The following is an 18,658-nucleotide window of genomic DNA, read 5'->3' as shown; positions in this document are numbered from 1 at the left end:
ACAAGAACAAGGAGCGCGCCATGAAGCTGGAAACCCTCGCCGTCCATGCCGGCTACAGCCCAGACCCAACCACCCGCGCGGTGGCTGTGCCGATCTACCAGACCACCTCCTACGCGTTTGACGATACCCAGCACGGCGCGGACCTGTTCGACCTGAAGGTGCCGGGCAACATCTATACACGCATCATGAATCCCACTACCGACGTGCTCGAGCAGCGCGTCGCGGCACTGGAAGGCGGGGTGGCGGCCTTGGCGGTGGCCTCGGGAATGGCGGCGATCACCTATGCCATTCAAACCATTGCCGAAGTTGGCGACAACATCGTTTCGGTCGCCAAACTCTATGGCGGCACCTTCAATCTATTTGCCCATACCCTGCCGCGCCAAGGCATCGAGGTGCGCTTCGCTGCCCATGACGATATCGCTGCGCTGGAGTCGCTGATCGATGAACGCACCAAGGCGGTGTTCTGCGAATCGATCGGCAACCCAGCCGGCAATGTCATTGACCTCGCCGCGCTGGCGGACGCCGCACACCGCCACGGCGTACCGTTGATCGTCGATAACACCGTAGCTACACCGATGCTGTGCCGCCCCTTTGAGCATGGCGCGGACATCGTCGTGCATTCGCTGACCAAGTACATGGGCGGCCATGGCACCAGCATTGGCGGCATCGTCGTCGACTCAGGGAAGTTTCCCTGGGCACAGCACCAGGAGCGCTTCGCGCTGCTCAACACGCCTGACGTGTCCTATCACGGCGTCACCTACACCGAGGCATTCGGCCCCGCGGCTTTCATCGGCCGCTGCCGCGTGGTGCCGCTGCGCAACATGGGCGCGGCGATTTCGCCGTTCAATTCGTTCCTTATTCTGCAAGGACTGGAGACGCTGGCGCTGCGCATGGAACGGCATTGCGAAAACGCCTTGAAGGTTGCCGAATACCTGCAGGCACACCCGCAGGTGGCGTGGGTGAAATACGCCGGCTTGGCCGATCATCCGGAGCATGAATTGGCGCGCCGCTATATGAGCGGCACGCCGGCGTCGATCCTCTGCTTCGGCATCGAAGGTGGCATGGAGGCCGGCGCGCGCTTCATCGATGCGCTCAAGCTGATCGTGCGACTGGTCAACATTGGCGACGCCAAGTCTCTGGCCTGCCATCCCGCCAGCACCACGCATCGCCAGCTGAATGCCGAAGAACTCGCCCGGGCAGGCGTTTCTCAGGATCTGATCCGGCTGTCGATTGGCATCGAGCACATCGATGACATCCTGGCCGACCTGACCCAGGCCCTGGACGCGGCCAAAGGCTGATTTCGCAAGCCGCTATGCCCGCGACGCTTGATATCGCTTGATATCGACCAGCGAGGCTCCACATTACTGCGACAGACCGCTGTGGAGCCTCGCCATGACCGACTCGCTGATCATCCCCTGCGCACATTGCGCCAGCCTCAACCGCATCCCCGCCGACCGGCTGCACGACGCGCCGCGCTGTGGACGTTGCAAAGAAGAAGCCTTACCGAACACGCCGTTCGAGCTGCAGCAGAATCAGTTCGCCAATCAGATGAAGGGTGATTTGCCGCTGCTGGTGGATGTCTGGGCCAGCTGGTGCGGCCCGTGCCGCAGTTTCGCCCCAACCTTCGCCCAGGCGGCCGCTCAGCTGCAGGGCCGTTGCCGATTGGCCAAACTGGACAGCGAGGCCAGTCCGCAACTGTCTAGCCAGCTCGGCATTCGTTCGATCCCCAGCTTGATCCTCTTCAAGAAAGGCAAGGAAGTGGCGCGCCAGAGCGGTGCGATGCCATTGCCGCAGCTACTGGCCTGGCTCCAACAGCACGGGGTATGACAGGCGCCACGCAGTAGTCTGTTCGGCTTCTGAGGAGGCGGAAGAAGGTCTGGTAGCCAAGCAGCTCGACGCCGGCATCGTCACGGGCACGCGCAGCCTTGGCGATCGGGCTTTTTGGCAAACCTAGAACAGACCACCGACCGACCCCGCAGTTCCGTGCATTAGGCCTGCCTTTTATCCGGATATTTCAAGCAACGTTTGCCTAGGCTCCACCGCGATTGGATAATGCCGCCGCTTTCACGGCAGACATTTACCGATAGTCGCTGTACAAGGACGTCGACACGCCAATAACAAAGGCTCGAGGATGAGCCGGTGAGTTCAGCGTGATTCAATTCGAAATCGATCAATGGCAGGCTTGGGCTCCAGGCCTGGCGAGCACTGATGACTGGGCCAATTGGGCCGGGGATCCGTGCGAGCTCGAAAGCAGTGACGCACAACCGGACGTCAGCTTCCTGCCGGCCATGCAGCGCCGCCGCCTGAGTCGCCTGGCGCGCATGGTGTTCGCCGTGGCCACTCCGCTGGCGGCCAACCGGGCGCCAATGCCGCTGGTCTACGCCTCCCGCCACGGTGAGACCACGCGCACTTTCGCCATCCTCAATGACCTGGCGAGCGACGAGCCACTATCCCCTACCCAGTTCAGCCTGTCGGTGCACAACGCGATCATCGGTCTGTGGTCCATTCAGCAGCAGAACACCAGCGAGATGACGGCGCTAGCAGCTGAAGGTGACGGACTGGAGCATGCCGTGCTCGAAGCAGCCATGTTGCTCGGCGAAGGCGCTCCCGAAGTCCTGGTGGTGGTTGCGGAAGATCAGCCCCCTGCGGTCTATGCGCCCTGGATCAACGACGTCAGCTTTCCTTATGCCGTGGCGCTGTTGCTGAAGCCGGGTAAGACCTGGCAATTGAGCCTCGAAACAGCCGAGCCAGCCGCTAGGCCGGCATCGCACCCGCATGCGATCAAACTGGTCCACGCACTGCTCAAGGACCAACCGACCTTTCAAAACACCTGGGAGAGCCGCCAATGGAACTGGCAGCAAACCTATTGAACCGCCGATACAGCGCGCCCTGGCTGTGGCGCCTGGTCGCGACCGGGCTGTCGTTTGCCCTGTTCGGTCTCGGCGGGCTCTGCCTGCGAATGATCGTTTTCCCTGTGCTGGGTCTGCTGCCAGGCGACACGACCGAACGCCGCGGTCGGGCGCGGCAGACCGTGAGCCGGCTGTTCTGGCTGTTCGTCCAGTTCATGTACCGCAGCGGCGTACTGACCTATGAAGTCGAAGGTGCCGAACGGCTCGGCCGACCAGGGCAGTTGGTGATCGCCAACCATCCTTCGCTGATCGACGTGGTGGTGCTGATCGCACTGATCCGTGACGCCAACTGTGTGGTCAAGCAGAGCCTGTGGGACAACCCCTTCACTCGCGGACCGATACGTGCGGCTCAGTACATCAGTAATAACGGCAGCGCGGAGATGCTCGACGAAGCTGCCGATGCGCTGAGGCAAGGCCAGACACTGATCATCTTTCCCGAAGGCACGCGCACCACGCCGGGCCAGGCGCCGCAGTTTCATAGGGGCGCGGCGGCTATTGCGCTGCGTGGCGCACGCCTGGTTACGCCCGTCGTGATCACCGTAACGCCCACCACCCTGACCAAAGCCGAGCCCTGGTATCGGATTCCGGCAAGACGTTTTCATTTTCATCTGCGCGTCGGTGAGGATATCGACCCGCAGATGTTCGCTTCGCGTGGCGCAGCACCCATTGCCTCTCGGCAACTCAACGATCATCTGCATCGACACTTCATAAAGGAGCTCGCACTCGATGAGCCAACTGCAGCTTGAAATCAAGCAACTGATCATCGACGCCCTGGGTCTGGAAGACCTCGGCCCGGACGACATCGCGGCCGACCAGCCGCTGTTTGGCGAAGGGCTCGGGCTGGATTCGGTCGATGCGCTGGAGCTGGGTCTGGCGATCCAGAAGCGCTTCGGCATCAAGATCGACGCCGATGCGAAGGACACCCGCAAGCATTTCGCCAGTGTCGATAGCCTGACCGCCTACGTCAGCGCCAACCGCGCCGTCACCGAGGAGGCTTGAAATGGAAAGCCGCAACGAAATCTTCCAGACCCTGCGCGATGCGCTGGTCGAGCTATTCGAACTCGAGCCCGAGCGAATCAGCCTGGAAGCCAACCTGTACCAGGATCTGGAAATTGACAGCATCGACGCCGTCGACCTGATCGATCACATCAAGCGCCAGACAGGCAAGAAGATTGCTGCAGAGGAATTCAAGTCGGTACGAACCGTGGGCGATGTCGTCGAGGCGGTGTATCGGCTGGTGAACCCGCAACCGGCCTGACCCACCCGATCAACCAACCAAGCATTGTCCGGTGAGCCCAGAGCTCCCCGGATCAAGCTCCCATGCGCAAACGGACGGCACGATGCAGACACCCGCTCGAACAGGCACGGCGAACGCCAGTCGGCTAACAGGCCTCGCCCTGTTGCTGGTCGGCCTCGCCTACCCGTTCGTTGTGTATGTGGGCCTGGAGCAGCTGTCGCCTCGGCTCTTTGCGCTGCTGCTCGGCGCGCTCTGGCTGGCTCGCCTATGCAGTGGCAAGCAGACACCGCTGAGCAATACGGTGGCAGCGACCGCGCTGCTGTTCTGCCTGTTACTGGGGCTGGCTGACGAGCCGGCGTTGTTACGCTGGTATCCCGTACTGATCAGCCTGGCGCTGCTTGGCCTGTTTGCCGGCAGCCTCTACTCCGGCATGCCGATCATCGAACGCCTCGCGCGGCTAAGCGAACCCGAGCTCCCACCCGCGGCGGTGCGCTATACGCGGCAGGTGACCTGGGTCTGGGTGGGCTATTTCATCGTCAATGCCGGTATCGCCAGCGCACTCGCGCTCTGGGCGCCGCTGAGCTGGTGGACGCTTTACACCGGCTTTATCGCCTATCTACTGATGGGACTGTTGTTTGCCGGTGAATGGTTGATACGCCAGCGCGTCAGGAACGTTACATGAACTGGATTCCCCTCGAACATCTGCTCGACCAGACGCCCACGTCGCGGCCGGTCACGCTCGATCCCGTCCTTGAGCATGCCGAGCTGCGCCAACGAGCGCTGCGTGTGGCTGCTGGGCTGCGTAACCGTGGCGCCGCCAGGCTCGCAGTGCATCTGGAGGACGCCGGCGAGCTGGCGATTGCCCTGCTCGGCGCCTGGCGAGCCGGCGTGACAGTATTGCTACCCGCCGACCTGCAGCCCGCCAGCCGAGCGCGACTGGCCCACCAGGCCGATCTCTGGCTGACCGATCAGGACGGCGATGCTCATCTCTCGGAGCTGTTTGCCGAGCCGCTCGAAGGGGCGAAGCTGGATCTGGACCAGTGCCGATTGCTGCTCTGCACCTCCGGCTCCAGTGGCGAGCCGAAACTGATCGACAAACGCCTGCGCCAGTTGGCGAACGAAGTTAAAACACTCGAAGCCTGCTGGGGCGCCGAACTCAGCGACGCCTGCGTGATTGCCAGCGTCGCCGCGCAGCACATCTATGGACTGCTGTTCCGCGTGCTCTGGCCGTTGTGCGCCGGCCGTCCCTTTCTGCGCCGCGCGCAACCCTTTTCCGAAGACCTGCAGCTGGCCAGCCGTCAGCATCCGCGCTTCTGCTGGGTGGCCAGCCCGGCGTTGCTCAAGCGGATGGGGGGCAACCTCGACTGGCCGGCTTTGCGCAGCGTGTGCCGGGTCTTTTCCTCAGGGGGAGCCCTGGATGCCGAGGCTGGGCAGCGACTGCAGCAGCGCCTGGGTCAGCTACCGATCGAGATCTACGGCAGCTCCGAGACCGGTGGCATCGCCTGGCGCCAAGGCGGCGCCCTGTGGCAGCCCTTCGCCGGCGTGCAGTTGAGCCAGGATGATCACGGAGCACTGCGCATCGCCTCGCCTTGCCTGCCTCCAGGCCACGTCGAGCAAACGGCCGATGCAGCGCGAATCGAAGCAGACGGACGCTTCGAGCTGCTCGGCCGGCTGGATCGCATCGTCAAGCTGGAAGAGAAACGCATTGCTCTGCCGATGCTCGAAACAGCGTTGGCCGCACACCCTTTCGTCAGTGACGCACGGCTGGGAGTGATCAATGACAATCGCGCCTACCTCGCGTCGCTGGTCGCACTGAGCGAAGCCGGCCTGCATGCGCTGCGCAACGGTGGTCGACGCGCATTGACCGATACGTTGCGCAAGCACTTGGCAAACCACTGCGAAGCGCTAGCCTTACCGCGCCGCTGGAGACTGGTCGCCCAGCTGCCCTGCAACAGCCAGGGCAAGCTCGCGCAGGCACAACTCGACGCGCTGTTGCAGGCGCCGCGCCCGCTGCAGCCGGAGCGACTCAGTGCTTCCCAAGAAGAAGACCAGTGGCAGCTGCAGTTGGCCATCCCGCTGGACCTCGCGCACTTCACCGGGCATTTCCCGCAAACCCCGGTTCTGCCCGGCGTGGTGCAGATCGACTGGGCCATCGGCCTCGCCCGCGAGCTGATTGCCGACCTGCCACCGAGCTTTCAAGGCATGGAAGTGCTCAAGTTCCAACAGCTCGCCCGTCCGGGAGACCAGTTGAGTCTGACGCTGCGCTTCGACCGCGAGCGCAGCAAGCTGCATTTCGCATACCGCAACGGCGACGCGCCCTGCTCGTCCGGCCGCATTCTGCTGGGAGATCCGCTGTGACCATGCTTACCCCGCTTGAGCCTGCGATGGCGACCGTGCCCGTTAAGGACAGCCCTCAACAGTTGTCGCTAGCGATGGACGAAGACTGGTTCAAGCCCTGTGCGGTGGTGCCGGTGTACAACCACGAGGCCAGCCTGCCTGGCGTCGTTCGCGCGTTGCTCGCCGAAGACTTGCAGTGCGTGCTCGTTGATGATGGCTCCAGCCCGGCAGCGGGGGCGGTTATCGATGCGTTGGCAGAACATCCCTCGGTGCACCTGCTCCGTCACAGCCGCAATCAAGGCAAAGGCGCAGCGGTCGCATCCGGCCTGCGCGAGGCGGCGCGCCTGGGTTTCAGCCATGCATTGCAGGTGGATGCCGACGGCCAGCATGACCTGGGCTGCGTGGCGCTGTTTCTCGACCGCGCCAGTCAGGCGCCGGATGCACTGATCTGCGGTTATCCCCAGTACGACTCGAGCGTGCCGAAGGGGCGTCTTTATGGCCGTTACCTGACCCACGTCTGGGTCTGGATCAACACCCTGTCCTTGTCGATCCGCGACTCCATGTGCGGCTTTCGCGTCTATCCGCTGCCCCCCACCCTGGCCCTGCTCGACGCGATGACGTTGGGTCAGCGCATGGACTTCGACACCGAAATCCTGGTTCGCCTGCACTGGCGACAGCAGCCGATGGTCTGGCTGCCGACGCGGGTGCACTACCCGGCCGATGGGGTTTCGCATTTCCGTCTGTGGCGCGACAACCTGTTGATCTCGTCGATGCACGCACGACTGTTCGGCGGCATGCTCATGCGGGCGCCCGCGCTGCTCTGGCGCCGGTGGTGGGGATGAGCGACAAGGCCGCAGCCGGTTCGCATTGGGCCGCGCATCGCGAGCGGGGCAGCTTTGCCTTGATGAAGCTAACGGCCTGGGCCGTGCGCCTGCTTGGCCGACGTGCCATGGCACCCCTGCTGTACCTAATCGTGCTGTACTTCTACCTGTTCAACCGCAGCGCTCGGCAGAGCGCCTGGCGGTACCAACAGAACCTCGCCGCGTACAGCGGCCGCGCCGATCTGGCGCCCAACTGGCGCTCGGTCTATCACCAGTTCATGGCCTTCGCCGATGCCTTGCTGGACAAGCTCGATGTCTGGGGTGGACGCCTGAGGCTGGATCGACTGGTGCTGCATGACAGCGCCAACCTGCACGCTGACCTCAAGGCGCCGCGTGGCCAGCTGCTGGTCGGCTCGCACCTGGGCAATCTGGAGATCTGCCGAGCCCTGGCAGAAATGGGCCGCAAGGTCAGAATGAACGTTCTGGTACATACCCGCCACGCCGAACAATTCAACCGGCTACTGAACGAGTCCGGCGCGAATAACTTGCGGCTGATCCAGGTCAGTGAGCTCGACCCGGCGATCATGATGGAGTTGTCCCACCGGCTGGACCAAGGCGAATGGCTGGCGATCGCCGGTGACCGGGTACCGCTACAGGGCGCGCGCATTGCCACCGCCGACTTCCTCGGACAGCCGGCCGCTTTTCCACAGGGCCCCTGGCTATTGGCCGGGTTGCTGCAATGTCCGGCAAATCTGTTGTTTTGCCTGAAACAGGGCGAGCAATTTCATGTCCATCTGGAGCCTTTCGCCGACTGCATCGAATGGCGCCGAGGCGAACGCGATGCCGTTGTGCAGCGCTGGGTGCAGCGCTACGCGGATCGACTGGCGGCACGCTGCCTGGAGGCACCCTTGCAATGGTTCAACTTCTACCCTTTCTGGGACACCCATGAACAACGCTGAACCCGTCATCTTTGGCGAAAACCACCTGCGCATCGAGGACCTGCTGGCCGTGGCCCAGGGCCGTGCGCCCGCCCGGCTGCAGAGCGACGCGGCGTTCCGCGAACGGATCGCCCGCGGTGCACGGTTTCTCGACACCCTGCTCGACCGCGAAGGTGTGATCTACGGCGTAACCACCGGCTATGGCGATTCCTGCGTGGTGGCAGTGCCGCTGCACCAGGTCGAGGCCCTGCCGCAGCATCTGTTCACCTTTCACGGCTGCGGCCTGGGCAAGCTGCTCGACGCGGAAGCCACGCGCGCGGTCCTGGCCGCCCGCCTGCGTTCGCTGACGCACGGCATGTCTGGGGTACGCATCGAGTTGCTCGAGCGCATGCAGGCGTTCCTTGAACATGACGTGCTGCCATTGATCCCAGAAGAAGGCTCGGTCGGCGCCAGCGGTGACCTCACGCCGCTGTCCTATGTCGCGGCGACCCTGGCTGGCGAGCGGGAGGTGATGTATCGGGGCGAACGCCGCAGCGCCGCCGAGGTACACCGCCAACTTGGCTGGACGCCGCTGACGCTCCGTCCCAAGGAGGCCCTGGCGCTGATGAACGGCACCGCAGTGATGACCGGCCTGGCCTGTCTGGCCTATGCCCGCGCCGATTACCTGCTGAAACTGGCGACCCGGATCACCGCGCTCAACGTCATCGCACTGGAAGGCAACCCGGAACATTTCGACGAGCGCCTGTTCGCTGCCAAGCCGCACCCTGGGCAAATGCAAGTGGCCGCCTGGATTCGTCAGGACTTGGCCATCGAGGCGCCGGCTGCGCCGCTGCATCGCCTGCAGGACCGTTACTCGCTGCGCTGCGCCCCGCACGTGCTCGGTGTGCTCGCCGACAGCCTGGGCCTGCTGCGGCAGTTCATCGAAACCGAACTGAATAGCGCCAACGACAACCCGATCATCGACGCGGAAAACGAGCGGGTGCTGCATGGCGGACATTTCTATGGCGGACATATCGCCTTCGCCATGGACAGTTTGAAGAATCTCGTCGCCAACATCGCGGACCTGCTCGACCGGCAGCTCGCCTTGCTGGTCGATACTCGTTACAACCACGGCTTGCCGAGCAACCTGTCCGGCGCCCCCGAAGCCACAGCGATGATCAACCATGGCTTCAAAGCCGTGCAGATCGGCGCCAGCGCCTGGACCGCGGAAGCCCTGAAGAACAGCATGCCTGCCAGCGTTTTTTCGCGTTCGACCGAGTGTCACAACCAGGACAAGGTGAGCATGGGCACCATTGCCGCGCGCGACGCATTGCGCAGCCTGGAACTGACCGAGCAGGTCGCCGCCGCCACGCTGATCGCCGCGAACCAGGGCGTCTGGCTGCGTCAACGTCAGCAGGGCTCGCGGCCGCTACCGGCACCGCTATCGCGGATGCACGAAGCGCTTGGCGAAGACTTCCTACCGCTGATCGAAGACCGTGCGCTGGAAGGCGAACTGCGCCTTTGCCTCGAGCGAATTCGTGCGCAGCATTGGGGGCTATATGCGTAAGAGCGGCGTACTGCAGGCTGAGGTCGAAGTGCTGGTGCCCTTCTTCGACGTCGATTCCATGGACGTCGTCTGGCACGGCCATTACGTCAAGTATTTCGAGATGGCGCGCTGCGCTCTGCTCGACCGCATTGGCCACAACTATGTGCAGATGAGAGAAGCCGGCTACGCCTGGCCGATCATCGACGTACAGCTGCGCTACATGCGCGGCGCCCGTTTCAATCAGCGCATCGTTGTTCGCGCCGATCTGGTCGAGTGGGAGAACCGCCTGAAGATCAACTACCTGATCAGCGACGCCGAAACCGGTGAGCGCATGACGCGCGGCAGCACCGTGCAAGTTGCCGTGGAGATAGCCAGCCGCGAAATGCTGCTGGCTTCGCCAAAGGTGCTGGTCGAAGCCGTGGAGCGCGCGCTGCTGTGAAGCGTTTATTCAACAGCCCTTGCTGGGCCTTGCTGGTCGCACTGAGCCTGCTGTTGGCGCTGACCACCCGCGCCAACGCCTTCGATCTGGTCCAACTCAGCCTGCAGTTGCGCGAACCCACGGTGGTTCGTGGCACCTTCACCCAGGAGAAATACCTGCGCGCACTGCCCCAACCGCTGGTCAGCGTGGGCAGCTTCGTCCTGGCGCGCGACAGCGGTCTGCTGTGGTTCCTGCAAGCTCCGGTGCAACAGGATTACCGCATCAGCGCCTCCGGCATTGCCCGACGCACGCCCAGCGGCTGGAAGCAGACCAGTCAGCAAGGGCCTGCGGCGCGACAGAACGAGCTTTTTCTAGCCGTACTGCAGGGCGATACCGAAGCCCTGCAGCGCGATTTTGAACTGCAACTGACGGGAACTGCGCAGGCCTGGGCGCTGACCCTGACGCCGCGCTCCCGACTGCTTGCACAGATCTTCTCCACCATTCTGATTCAGGGGGGTGCCACCGCCGAGCGTGTCGAGCTGGTCGAAGCCCAGGGCGACAGCACCCTGCTACTGCTGACTGACATTCAGATCGACAATCAGTTGAGCCCCAGCGAACACCATGACCTCGCCGACTGATCACGCGCTCAGGCTGCCGGCCTGGCTCTCCTCGCTATTCTTTGTGGCGCTACTCGGACTGGTCGCGTTGACCGCATGGCAATGGCGCAATGGCCCGCCGATCAGCGCCAACCTGCTGCAGTTGCTGCCCAGCGGCGCGCCAGGGGAACTGGAGCAACTCGCCGAGCAGCGCGTGCAGGCCCCACTCAATCGCGACCTGATGCTGCTGGTTCAGCATGAAGACGAAGACACGGCCGTCGCACTGGCCAAGGAGGTCGATGGCAACCTCAAGGCCAGCGGCCTGTTCGCACAGGTTCGTCGCTCTGTGCAGGCCGATTTGCCAGCGATGCGACAGCAGTTGCTGGATCAACGACTGGTATTGCTCGACCGGGCCAGCCGCGAAGCCCTGATCGCCTCACCCGAAGACTTCATTCAACAACGCCTGCAGCGCCTGTTCAGCCCGTTCGAAAGCACCAGCCTGGTGCCGGTCGAAGAAGACTGGTTCGGCTTGGCCGACCTGGCGCAGCGTCGGCTCCCGCATCCAGGCAATATCCATCCGCGCCTCGATGGCGCATTGCTGGCCGAACATGACGGCCAGCGTTGGGCCGTGATCCATGCGCAAATCCACGGCGACGCCTTTGATGACAAGCTGCCACTCCTGGTCGACGATCAGGTCCGCGCCGCTCGCCACCGGGTCGAGTCCCAGCAGGGCAAACTGCTCGCGGCTGGCGGCGTGCTACATGCGGCATACGGGCAGCGCCAGGCGCGTGAGGAAGCGAGCCTTATTGGCAGCGTCTCGCTCGTCGCCACGCTCGCCTTGCTCCATCTGCTGTTTCGTACACCGCGCGTCCTGCTGGTCGCGTTGCCGGTGCTGGTCGGGGCGCTCAGCGGCGCCGCGGCCTGCGTTGCACTGTTCGGTCAGATCCATGTGCTGACCCTCGTGCTCGGGGCCAGCTTGGTCGGTGTCAGCATCGATTTCCCGCTGCATTATTTGTCCAAAAGCTGGACGCTGCAGCCCTGGCAGGCATTTCGGGCCTTACGCTTGACGCTGCCCGGCCTGGCCCTGGCGCTGGCGACCAACGTCATCGGCTATCTAGCCATGGCATTTACCCCGTTTCCGGCACTGAGCCAGGTCGCCGTCTTTTCTGCCGCAGGACTGCTGGGTGCCTTCGCTTGTGCGACCTGCCTGCTCCCCTCGCTGGTGAACGTGCCACTGCAGCCGTGGGCGGCCCCACTGAGCTGGGCTGAACGCGCCTTGGCTCTGCGTCAACGGCTGCTCGGTCGGCTACCGTCGAGCTGGCTGCTGGCCGGCTTCGTGGTGTTCTGCCTGGCCGGCATCAGCCAGGTGTCGTTCAAGGATGACCTGCGCCAATGGGTCAGCCGCGCGCCGGCGCTGCAACAACAAGCCGAGCGCATCGGGCAAATCACTGGCTTCGAGCCGACCAGCCAGTATTTCCTGGTTCGCGCGCAGACGGCTGACGAGTTACTGGAGCGCCAGGGAGCGCTCGGCACTCGCCTTGACGAGCTGGTGGCGGAGCAGAAGCTGCACGGTTATTTAGCCCTGAGCCAGTTGGCGGCCTCGACCGTCGCCCAGGAAAACCTGCATCTCGCCCTGCCGCGCCTGCTGGAACACAGCCAGCCACTGCTGGCGCTTGGCATGACTGCTGGGGCGCTCGAAAAGGAACTTGCCGCCCTGCAGGCACAGCCAGTGACAGGCCTGGATCAGGTGTTGGCAGGACCGATTGCCGAACCGTGGCGCCCGCTTTGGCTGGGCACGCGAAGCGACGGCACGGTTGCCGGCCTGATCAGCCTGCAAGGACTGCGCGACAGTTCGGCGCTGCACGGCCTGGTAGACGGTATTGACGGGGTCAGCCTCATCGACCGGCCCGCAGAGCTGAATCGCTTATTTGCCGAGACCCAGCGCCAGGCGGCGCTGCTCAAGATGTTTGCCGCTGTCGTTATCCTGGCTCTGCTGTGCCTGCCGTTCGGCTGGAGCGGCGCCCTGCGCTGCCTGGCTGTTCCGCTACTTGCAGCGCTTGGCAGCCTTGCCTGCCTCGGCTGGCTGGGCCAGCCGTTGACCCTGTTTGGCCTGTTCGGCCTGTTATTGGTCACGGCGATCGGGGTGGACTACGCGATTCTCATGCGTGAGCGGATCGGTGGCGCTGCGGTGAGCCTGGTCGGCACGCTACTCGCGGCCGTCACGACCTGGCTATCGTTCGGCCTCCTGGCCTTGTCGAGCACACCGGCTGTGAGCAACTTTGGCCTGGCGGTGGGCATCGGTCTGGTATTTGCGTTTCTGCTCGCGCCTTGGGCGGCAAAAACCACCGAAGAGCCAGCATCTTGACCGCCCAGCCTGATGTCTGGTTATGGCGTCGGCGGCCCTTGGCTGAGTTTCCAACGCGACCAGACCAAGGCAATCGCCCGAATAACCGCCTGTCTTATCCAACCCGCCGGCAACAACCGGCATCCGCCACCCTTGTCGAGTCGAATACATGAAGGCTTCCTCGCATTCAGAAGAACGTAGCGTTGTCGTTATTGGGGCGGGGCCTTCTGGGGCCATCGCCGCTGCCCTGCTCAAGCGTCAGGGGCATGACGTGCTGATTATCGAACGACAGCGGTTTCCACGCTTTTCGATAGGAGAGAGCCTGCTCTCGCATTGCCTGGATTTCATCGAGGAAGCTGGCATGCTCGAAGCGGTACAGGCCGCCGGTTTCCAGATCAAACATGGCGCGGCGTTCGGTTGCGGTGACCGCTACACCGAGTTCGATTTCCGCGACAAATTCACCGAAGGCCACGGCAGCACCTATCAGGTGCAGCGCGCGGATTTCGACCAGCTGTTGGCCGACCAGGCCGCTCTGCAAGGCGTAGAGATTCGTTACGAAGAGGAAATTACCGCTGCGGACTTCGACGGCCCGCACCCGTATTTGCAGGTCCGCCGCCTCGACGGTAGCGAATATGCGCTGCACGCCGACTTTGTCCTCGACGCCAGCGGCTACGGCCGGGTGCTGCCGCGCTTGCTCGACCTGGAAGCGCCGTCGAGCTTTCCGCTGCGCCGTGCGGTATTCACCCACATCACGGACAACATTGACGACCCGCATTTCGACCGCAACAAAATCCTCATCACCACCCACCCTGAATGGCGCGATGTATGGTTCTGGACCATCCCCTTCAGCGATGGTCGCTGCTCTCTGGGCGTTGTCGCCAGTGCGGAGCGTTACGCTGGACGCCCGCTGGATCTGGACGCCTGTCTCAAGGCGTTCGTCTTGGAGGCCCCCAACCTGCAGCGCATCCTCAAGCACGCTGAATGGGACACGCCGGCACGCCTGATCAACGGATACTCGGCGAACGTCAAAGCGCTGCACGGCCCCGGCTTTGCGCTTCTGGGCAATGCGGCCGAGTTTCTCGACCCTGTGTTTTCGTCCGGGGTCACCATTGCGATGCGCTCGGCAAGCATGGCGGCTGCGGTACTGCACCGGCAGCTGAACGGCGAGACCGTCGACTGGGAAGGCGAATTCTCGACCCCTCTGAAGCGGGGCGTGGATACCTTCCGCGCCTATGTCGAGGGCTGGTACGACGGCAGCTTTCAGGACGTGATCTACTACGAACGCGCCCAGCCGGAGATTCGCCGCATGATCTGCTCGATCCTCGCCGGTTACGCCTGGGACAATAGCAACCCCTACGTCGCCGAGCCCAGACGCCGCTTGCGCGTATTGGCCGAGCTCTGCGCCACTCCGTCGCCTGCATGATTTCGATGAAACACAACCTGTCACGCCTGATCTGGCTACCGCTGCTGCTGTTGCTCGGCGCCTGCGCGCAGCAACAGCCCTTGCCGAGCCAGACGCCACGGCTGTCGCTGCCCATGCAATTGCATGTCCAGCGTCACGAGCAGGGCGAAACCGACGATTGGCTATTGGTGATTCAGCTAGAAGGGGCTGCATTGCGTTGGTCGCTGTTCAACCCACTGGGCGTCCCGCTGGCGCGCCAGCGACTCCTTGATGGACGCTGGCAAGCCGATGGGCTGCTGCCTCCGAATGCCGAAGCGCGTGCGCTGTTTGCCGCCTTGCTATTCGCACTCAGTCCCGCTGAGCAGCTTGACGAGCTCTATGCTGGTAAGCCTTGGACGCTTCAGCAAAACGGCCGGTCGCTGGCAGACGATACCTCGGCTTGGCACGTGCGGTATGAGAAAAATGGCGGCTTCGAACTCGACGTCGAACCGACGCTGACCTATCGTGTCGCGCCTATTGCGCCAGCCGGAGCCCGCCAACGATGACCGCCTACCTCAATGCACTTGGGCTGATTTGCGCCCTGGGGCGCGGCAAGGCTGAAGTCGCACGCCGCCTGCTGGCAGGCGACAGCTCAGGTATGCAGCCGCATCCCCAGGCGATAGCCGGGCGCCGCCTGCCGGTCGGCGCAGTCACTGCCGAGCTACCCTCGCTTGCCGATGCGCCGCTGCAGCACGCCACCCGCAACAACCAGCTGCTGTTGGCTGCCCTGGACGAAATCGCATGCGAAGTGGATGAAGCAATTTCCCGCTTCGGCCCAAGCCGTGTCGGCGTGGTCATGGGGACGAGCACCTCCGGTATTCAGGAGGCGACCCAGGGAATAGCCCGTCTGGTGCGTGACGGCCAATTGCCGTCCAGCTATCACTACACCCATCAAGAGCTTTGTGCACCAGCCAGCTTCATCAGTGAGCGACTGCAGCTCAGCGGCCCGAGCTACGCGATATCCACGGCGTGTACGTCGAGTGCACGCGCACTGCTCAGTGCCAAACGACTGCTGGATGCGGGCGTCTGCGATGCGGTTATCTGTGGCGGGGTGGATTCGCTGTGTGACCTGACCCTTCGTGGTTTCAGCTCGCTGGAGGCGACCAGCGCCCATGTCTGCAATCCGTTCTCGGTCAACCGGGACGGCATCAATATTGGCGAAGCGGCGGCTGTGTTCCTGATGACCCGTGAACGCGCCCCGATAGCCCTGCTAGGCGGCGGCGCCAGTTCCGATGCGCACCACATCTCGGCCCCCGACCCGCAGGGGCTAGGCGCGATAGCGTCGATGGGCAAAGCATTGCGCAGCGCCGCAGTTCTTGCCGAGCAGATCAGCTACCTGAACCTGCACGGCACCGCTACGCGACACAACGATGCGATGGAAAGCTTGGCTGTGGCTGCGGTTTTTCCGGCCGGCGTGCCCTGCTCATCCACCAAGCCGCTCACCGGCCATACCCTGGGTGCCGCCGGAGCGCTGGAAGCGGCGTTCTGCTGGCTGACCCTGTCCGACCATAACCCTGCACAGCAGCTGCCGCCGCATCGCTGGGACGGCGAGCAAGACGCCGACCTGCCATGCTTGAATCTGGTCGCACCCGGCACCCAAGCGACAGCGGCCGGGCAGCGGCGAACGATGAGCAACTCCTTTGCTTTTGGTGGCAATAACATCAGCCTGATCCTGGGAGATGCGCCATGATTGATTGGCCAGTAGCTGAACTACTGCCTCATGCGGGAGACATGATCCTGCTCGATGCGGTCGAGTCTTTCGATGCGGACAGCATCACGACCCACCTGCGGGTCAAAAGCGCCGGCCTGCTCAACCTGGCCGACGGCAGCCTGCCGGCCTGGGTCGGCATCGAGATCATGGCGCAGACGGTCGCCGCCTTTGCTGGCTGCCAGGCGCGCCAGGCCGGACAACCAGTGGAATTGGGCTTTTTACTGGGCACCCGCCGCTTCCAATGCAATGTAGAGCAGTTCCCAGCCGGTAGCCGGTTACGCATCCATGCGCTGCGTTCGCTGCAGGATGACAACGGCATGGGCGTGTTCGAATGCCATCTCGACGGGCCTGGCATCCATGCCGAGGCGCGCCTCAACGTGTACCGCCCGCCCGAAGTGGCGAGCTATCTGCAAGAGCCTTCCCCATGAGTAACAGCATCCTCGTCACCGGTTCCAGTCGCGGCATCGGCCGCGCCATTGCGTTGCGCCTGGCACAAAGTGGTCACGACATCGTCCTGCATTGCCGCGCGCGGCGGGACGAGGCGGAAACCGTCCAGACGCAGATTCAGGAAATGGGCCGCGCGGCGCGGATCCTGCAGTTCGACGTGGCAGATCGCGCACAATGTCGTGAACAGCTGGAAGCCGATGTCGAAACCCACGGCGCCTATTACGGCGTGGTGTGCAACGCCGGGCTGACCCGCGACGGCGCCTTTCCAGCCCTGACCGAGGACGACTGGGATCTGGTCATGCGCACCAACCTGGACGGCTTCTACAATGTCTTGCAGCCACTGACGATGCCGATGATACGTCGTCGCCAGCCTGGACGAATCGTCTGCATTACCTCGGTGTCGGGGCTGATCGGCAACCGCGGCCAGGTCAACTACAGCGCGTCCAAGGCCGGCGTGATCGGCGCGGCGAAGGCTCTGGCTGTGGAACTTGGTAAACGACGCATCACCGTCAACTGCGTCGCGCCCGGGCTGATCGATACCGACATGCTCGACGACCACCTGCCCATCGAGGAAATGCTCAAGATGATTCCAGCACAGCGCATGGGCACGCCTGAAGAAGTCGCCGGCGCGGTCAACTTTCTGATGTCGGCAGAGGCCAGCTACATCACCCGTCAGGTTCTCGCGGTCAACGGCGGGTTGTGCTGATGAAACGCGTCGTTGTCACCGGCATGGCCGGCATCACCTCACTGGGCAGCGACTGGGCCAGTATCGAAGCCCACTTCAGCAGCAACCGCAGCGGCATTCGCTACATGCACGAGTGGGACCGGTTCACTGAGCTCAACACCCGACTGGCGGGACCGGTGGATGACTTCGCCGTCCCCAGGCACTGGACGCGCAAACAACTGCGCAGCATGGGCCGGGTCTCGCGGCTGTCGGTGAAGGCCGCTGAACAGGCTCTCACCCATGCTGGCCTGCTCAATGACCCGTCGATCCGCGACGGCCGGATGGGCGTCGCCTGTGGCTCATCCACCGGCAGCACCGAGGAAATCAAGGCCTTCGGCAATATGCTGCTCAACTCGGTGGCCGACGGGCTGAACGCCAACTCCTATATCCGTATGATGCCGCACACCACGGCGGCCAACATCAGCATCTTCTTTGGCTTGACTGGCCGAGTGATTCCTACGTCGAGCGCCTGCACCAGCGGCAGCCAGGGAATCGGCTACGCCTACGAGACGATCAAGTTTGGACGTCTGCCCATGATGCTTGCCGGCGGCGCCGAGGAACTCTGCGCCACCGAAGCCATGGTCTTCGATGCCCTGTATGCCACCAGCCTGAAGAACGACGCGCCGCATACGTCTCCGCGCCCCTACGACGCCGGCCGCGATGGCCTGGTGATCGGCGAAGGTGCTGGAATGCTGGTGCTGGAAGAGCTCGAGCATGCCCTTGCCCGTGGCGCCACGATCCACGCCGAACTGATTGGCTTTGGCAGCAATGCCGACGGCCAGCACGCGACAAAGCCCGAACAGCTGACCATGCGTCGCGCCATGGAGCTGGCGCTGGAAGACGCCGGTCTGCAACCCGACGCCATTGGCTACGTGAACGGTCATGGCACCGCCACCGAGCAGGGCGATATCGCCGAAACCCTGGCCACCCAATCGCTATTCGGCGGCGGCATGCCGATCAGCTCGCAGAAGAGCTTCCTCGGCCACACGCTAGGCGCCTGCGGCGCTCTGGAATCCTGGTTCAGCATCGAGATGATGAATAGCGACCGTTATATTCATACCCTGAATCTGAACAGCATCGATCCGCGCTGTGGCGAGCTGGACTACCTCATCGACGCACCCCGTGCGATGCAGCACGAATACGTGATGAACAACAATTTCGCCTTTGGCGGCATCAACACTTCGTTAATCTTCCGCCGCTGGACTTGACC

20 protein-coding genes are annotated in these 18,658 nt (G+C 63.5%); all 20 read left to right on the top strand.

Annotation, left to right across the window (positions count from 1 at the left end; all coding sequences use genetic code 11):
* Window positions 1-20: 20 nt before the first annotated feature.
* The 20 genes from ACQKEK_RS15285 (at window position 21) to ACQKEK_RS15190 (ending at window position 18,656) form a co-directional block, all read left to right on the top strand.
* Window positions 21-1,298 (top strand): bifunctional O-acetylhomoserine aminocarboxypropyltransferase/cysteine synthase, encoded by a 1,278-nt coding sequence (locus tag ACQKEK_RS15285; protein WP_499143652.1) that lies wholly within the window; start codon window positions 21-23, stop codon window positions 1,296-1,298.
* A 94-nt stretch (window positions 1,299-1,392) separates the two neighbouring features.
* On the top strand, window positions 1,393-1,827 hold the full coding sequence (gene trxC / locus ACQKEK_RS15280) for a thioredoxin TrxC (RefSeq protein ID WP_499143651.1): 435 nt from the start codon (window positions 1,393-1,395) through the stop codon (window positions 1,825-1,827).
* Window positions 1,828-2,150: 323 nt separating this feature from the next.
* Entirely contained in the window at window positions 2,151-2,870 is a 720-nt protein-coding gene (locus tag ACQKEK_RS15275) for a beta-ketoacyl synthase chain length factor (protein WP_128120301.1), read from the top strand.
* The gene (locus ACQKEK_RS15270; RefSeq protein ID WP_045430736.1) at window positions 2,846-3,655 is read left to right on the top strand and encodes a lysophospholipid acyltransferase family protein; all 810 of its coding nucleotides are present in this window, start codon (window positions 2,846-2,848) and stop codon (window positions 3,653-3,655) included. The genes ACQKEK_RS15275 and ACQKEK_RS15270 overlap by 25 nt, the downstream gene beginning before the upstream one ends.
* The gene (locus ACQKEK_RS15265) at window positions 3,636-3,908 is read left to right on the top strand and encodes a phosphopantetheine-binding protein (RefSeq protein WP_045430738.1); all 273 of its coding nucleotides are present in this window, start codon (window positions 3,636-3,638) and stop codon (window positions 3,906-3,908) included. The genes ACQKEK_RS15270 and ACQKEK_RS15265 overlap by 20 nt, the downstream gene beginning before the upstream one ends.
* Window position 3,909: 1 nt before the next feature.
* Window positions 3,910-4,167: an acyl carrier protein gene (locus tag ACQKEK_RS15260; protein WP_045430740.1), complete on the top strand. Its 258-nt coding sequence runs from the start codon at window positions 3,910-3,912 to the stop codon at window positions 4,165-4,167.
* Between the two features lie 82 nt (window positions 4,168-4,249).
* Complete coding sequence (locus ACQKEK_RS15255; protein ID WP_045430742.1) at window positions 4,250-4,828, top strand: COG4648 family protein; 579 nt, start codon at window positions 4,250-4,252, stop codon at window positions 4,826-4,828.
* Window positions 4,825-6,504 carry an ApeI family dehydratase gene (locus ACQKEK_RS15250; RefSeq protein ID WP_499143650.1) on the top strand — a complete coding sequence of 560 codons (1,680 nt, stop codon included), beginning with the start codon at window positions 4,825-4,827 and terminating at the stop codon, window positions 6,502-6,504. The genes ACQKEK_RS15255 and ACQKEK_RS15250 overlap by 4 nt, the downstream gene beginning before the upstream one ends.
* Before the next feature lie 74 nt (window positions 6,505-6,578).
* Window positions 6,579-7,325 (top strand): glycosyltransferase family 2 protein, encoded by a 747-nt coding sequence (locus ACQKEK_RS15245; protein ID WP_499143688.1) that lies wholly within the window; start codon window positions 6,579-6,581, stop codon window positions 7,323-7,325.
* Entirely contained in the window at window positions 7,322-8,263 is a 942-nt protein-coding gene (locus ACQKEK_RS15240; protein ID WP_499143649.1) for a lysophospholipid acyltransferase family protein, read from the top strand. Before ACQKEK_RS15245 ends, ACQKEK_RS15240 begins: the two co-directional genes overlap by 4 nt.
* Window positions 8,250-9,788 carry an HAL/PAL/TAL family ammonia-lyase gene (locus ACQKEK_RS15235; protein ID WP_499143648.1) on the top strand — a complete coding sequence of 513 codons (1,539 nt, stop codon included), beginning with the start codon at window positions 8,250-8,252 and terminating at the stop codon, window positions 9,786-9,788. Before ACQKEK_RS15240 ends, ACQKEK_RS15235 begins: the two co-directional genes overlap by 14 nt.
* Window positions 9,781-10,206, top strand: a complete 426-nt coding sequence (locus tag ACQKEK_RS15230) for an acyl-CoA thioesterase (RefSeq protein ID WP_499143687.1) — start codon at window positions 9,781-9,783, stop codon at window positions 10,204-10,206. The genes ACQKEK_RS15235 and ACQKEK_RS15230 overlap by 8 nt, the downstream gene beginning before the upstream one ends.
* Window positions 10,203-10,823, top strand: a complete 621-nt coding sequence (locus ACQKEK_RS15225; protein ID WP_499143647.1) for an outer membrane lipoprotein carrier protein LolA — start codon at window positions 10,203-10,205, stop codon at window positions 10,821-10,823. Before ACQKEK_RS15230 ends, ACQKEK_RS15225 begins: the two co-directional genes overlap by 4 nt.
* Complete coding sequence (locus ACQKEK_RS15220; protein ID WP_499143646.1) at window positions 10,807-13,146, top strand: MMPL family transporter; 2,340 nt, start codon at window positions 10,807-10,809, stop codon at window positions 13,144-13,146. Before ACQKEK_RS15225 ends, ACQKEK_RS15220 begins: the two co-directional genes overlap by 17 nt.
* Before the next feature lie 148 nt (window positions 13,147-13,294).
* Window positions 13,295-14,548 (top strand): NAD(P)/FAD-dependent oxidoreductase, encoded by a 1,254-nt coding sequence (locus tag ACQKEK_RS15215; RefSeq protein WP_499143645.1) that lies wholly within the window; start codon window positions 13,295-13,297, stop codon window positions 14,546-14,548.
* Window positions 14,545-15,072, top strand: a complete 528-nt coding sequence (locus tag ACQKEK_RS15210; protein ID WP_499143644.1) for a DUF3261 domain-containing protein — start codon at window positions 14,545-14,547, stop codon at window positions 15,070-15,072. The genes ACQKEK_RS15215 and ACQKEK_RS15210 overlap by 4 nt, the downstream gene beginning before the upstream one ends.
* Window positions 15,069-16,256, top strand: coding sequence for a beta-ketoacyl-[acyl-carrier-protein] synthase family protein (locus ACQKEK_RS15205; RefSeq protein ID WP_499143643.1), 1,188 nt, complete (start codon window positions 15,069-15,071; stop codon window positions 16,254-16,256). The genes ACQKEK_RS15210 and ACQKEK_RS15205 overlap by 4 nt, the downstream gene beginning before the upstream one ends.
* On the top strand, window positions 16,253-16,705 hold the full coding sequence (locus ACQKEK_RS15200) for a hotdog family protein (protein ID WP_499143642.1): 453 nt from the start codon (window positions 16,253-16,255) through the stop codon (window positions 16,703-16,705). The genes ACQKEK_RS15205 and ACQKEK_RS15200 overlap by 4 nt, the downstream gene beginning before the upstream one ends.
* Window positions 16,702-17,430, top strand: coding sequence for a 3-oxoacyl-ACP reductase FabG (fabG, locus tag ACQKEK_RS15195; RefSeq protein WP_499143641.1), 729 nt, complete (start codon window positions 16,702-16,704; stop codon window positions 17,428-17,430). The genes ACQKEK_RS15200 and fabG overlap by 4 nt, the downstream gene beginning before the upstream one ends.
* A complete protein-coding gene (locus tag ACQKEK_RS15190; RefSeq protein WP_499143640.1) occupies window positions 17,430-18,656 on the top strand; it encodes a beta-ketoacyl-ACP synthase in 1,227 nt (408 codons plus the stop codon). Before fabG ends, ACQKEK_RS15190 begins: the two co-directional genes overlap by 1 nt.
* Window positions 18,657-18,658 lie beyond the last annotated feature (2 nt).

This window comes from Pseudomonas sp. NPDC077408, from assembly GCF_050269105.1.
GTDB lineage: Bacteria > Pseudomonadota > Gammaproteobacteria > Pseudomonadales > Pseudomonadaceae > Stutzerimonas.
Note: the sequence above shows the minus strand (reverse complement) of the source record. Positions and strands in the feature narration are given on the sequence as shown.

Excerpts from the sequence above, each read along its gene's own strand:
- ACQKEK_RS15285 (WP_499143652.1), top strand. The coding sequence starts at position 21 with ATGAAGCTGGAAACCCTCGCCGTCCATGCCGGCTACAGCCCAGACCCA.
- trxC (WP_499143651.1), top strand. The coding sequence starts at position 1,393 with ATGACCGACTCGCTGATCATCCCCTGCGCACATTGCGCCAGCCTCAAC.
- ACQKEK_RS15270 (WP_045430736.1), top strand. The coding sequence starts at position 2,846 with ATGGAACTGGCAGCAAACCTATTGAACCGCCGATACAGCGCGCCCTGG.
- ACQKEK_RS15265 (WP_045430738.1), top strand. The coding sequence starts at position 3,636 with ATGAGCCAACTGCAGCTTGAAATCAAGCAACTGATCATCGACGCCCTG.
- ACQKEK_RS15260 (WP_045430740.1), top strand. The coding sequence starts at position 3,910 with ATGGAAAGCCGCAACGAAATCTTCCAGACCCTGCGCGATGCGCTGGTC.
- ACQKEK_RS15255 (WP_045430742.1), top strand. The coding sequence starts at position 4,250 with ATGCAGACACCCGCTCGAACAGGCACGGCGAACGCCAGTCGGCTAACA.
- ACQKEK_RS15250 (WP_499143650.1), top strand. The coding sequence starts at position 4,825 with ATGAACTGGATTCCCCTCGAACATCTGCTCGACCAGACGCCCACGTCG.
- ACQKEK_RS15245 (WP_499143688.1), top strand. The coding sequence starts at position 6,579 with ATGGACGAAGACTGGTTCAAGCCCTGTGCGGTGGTGCCGGTGTACAAC.
- ACQKEK_RS15240 (WP_499143649.1), top strand. The coding sequence starts at position 7,322 with ATGAGCGACAAGGCCGCAGCCGGTTCGCATTGGGCCGCGCATCGCGAG.
- ACQKEK_RS15235 (WP_499143648.1), top strand. The coding sequence starts at position 8,250 with ATGAACAACGCTGAACCCGTCATCTTTGGCGAAAACCACCTGCGCATC.
- ACQKEK_RS15230 (WP_499143687.1), top strand. The coding sequence starts at position 9,781 with ATGCGTAAGAGCGGCGTACTGCAGGCTGAGGTCGAAGTGCTGGTGCCC.
- ACQKEK_RS15220 (WP_499143646.1), top strand. The coding sequence starts at position 10,807 with ATGACCTCGCCGACTGATCACGCGCTCAGGCTGCCGGCCTGGCTCTCC.
- ACQKEK_RS15215 (WP_499143645.1), top strand. The coding sequence starts at position 13,295 with ATGAAGGCTTCCTCGCATTCAGAAGAACGTAGCGTTGTCGTTATTGGG.
- ACQKEK_RS15210 (WP_499143644.1), top strand. The coding sequence starts at position 14,545 with ATGATTTCGATGAAACACAACCTGTCACGCCTGATCTGGCTACCGCTG.
- ACQKEK_RS15205 (WP_499143643.1), top strand. The coding sequence starts at position 15,069 with ATGACCGCCTACCTCAATGCACTTGGGCTGATTTGCGCCCTGGGGCGC.
- ACQKEK_RS15200 (WP_499143642.1), top strand. The coding sequence starts at position 16,253 with ATGATTGATTGGCCAGTAGCTGAACTACTGCCTCATGCGGGAGACATG.
- fabG (WP_499143641.1), top strand. The coding sequence starts at position 16,702 with ATGAGTAACAGCATCCTCGTCACCGGTTCCAGTCGCGGCATCGGCCGC.
- ACQKEK_RS15190 (WP_499143640.1), top strand. The coding sequence starts at position 17,430 with ATGAAACGCGTCGTTGTCACCGGCATGGCCGGCATCACCTCACTGGGC.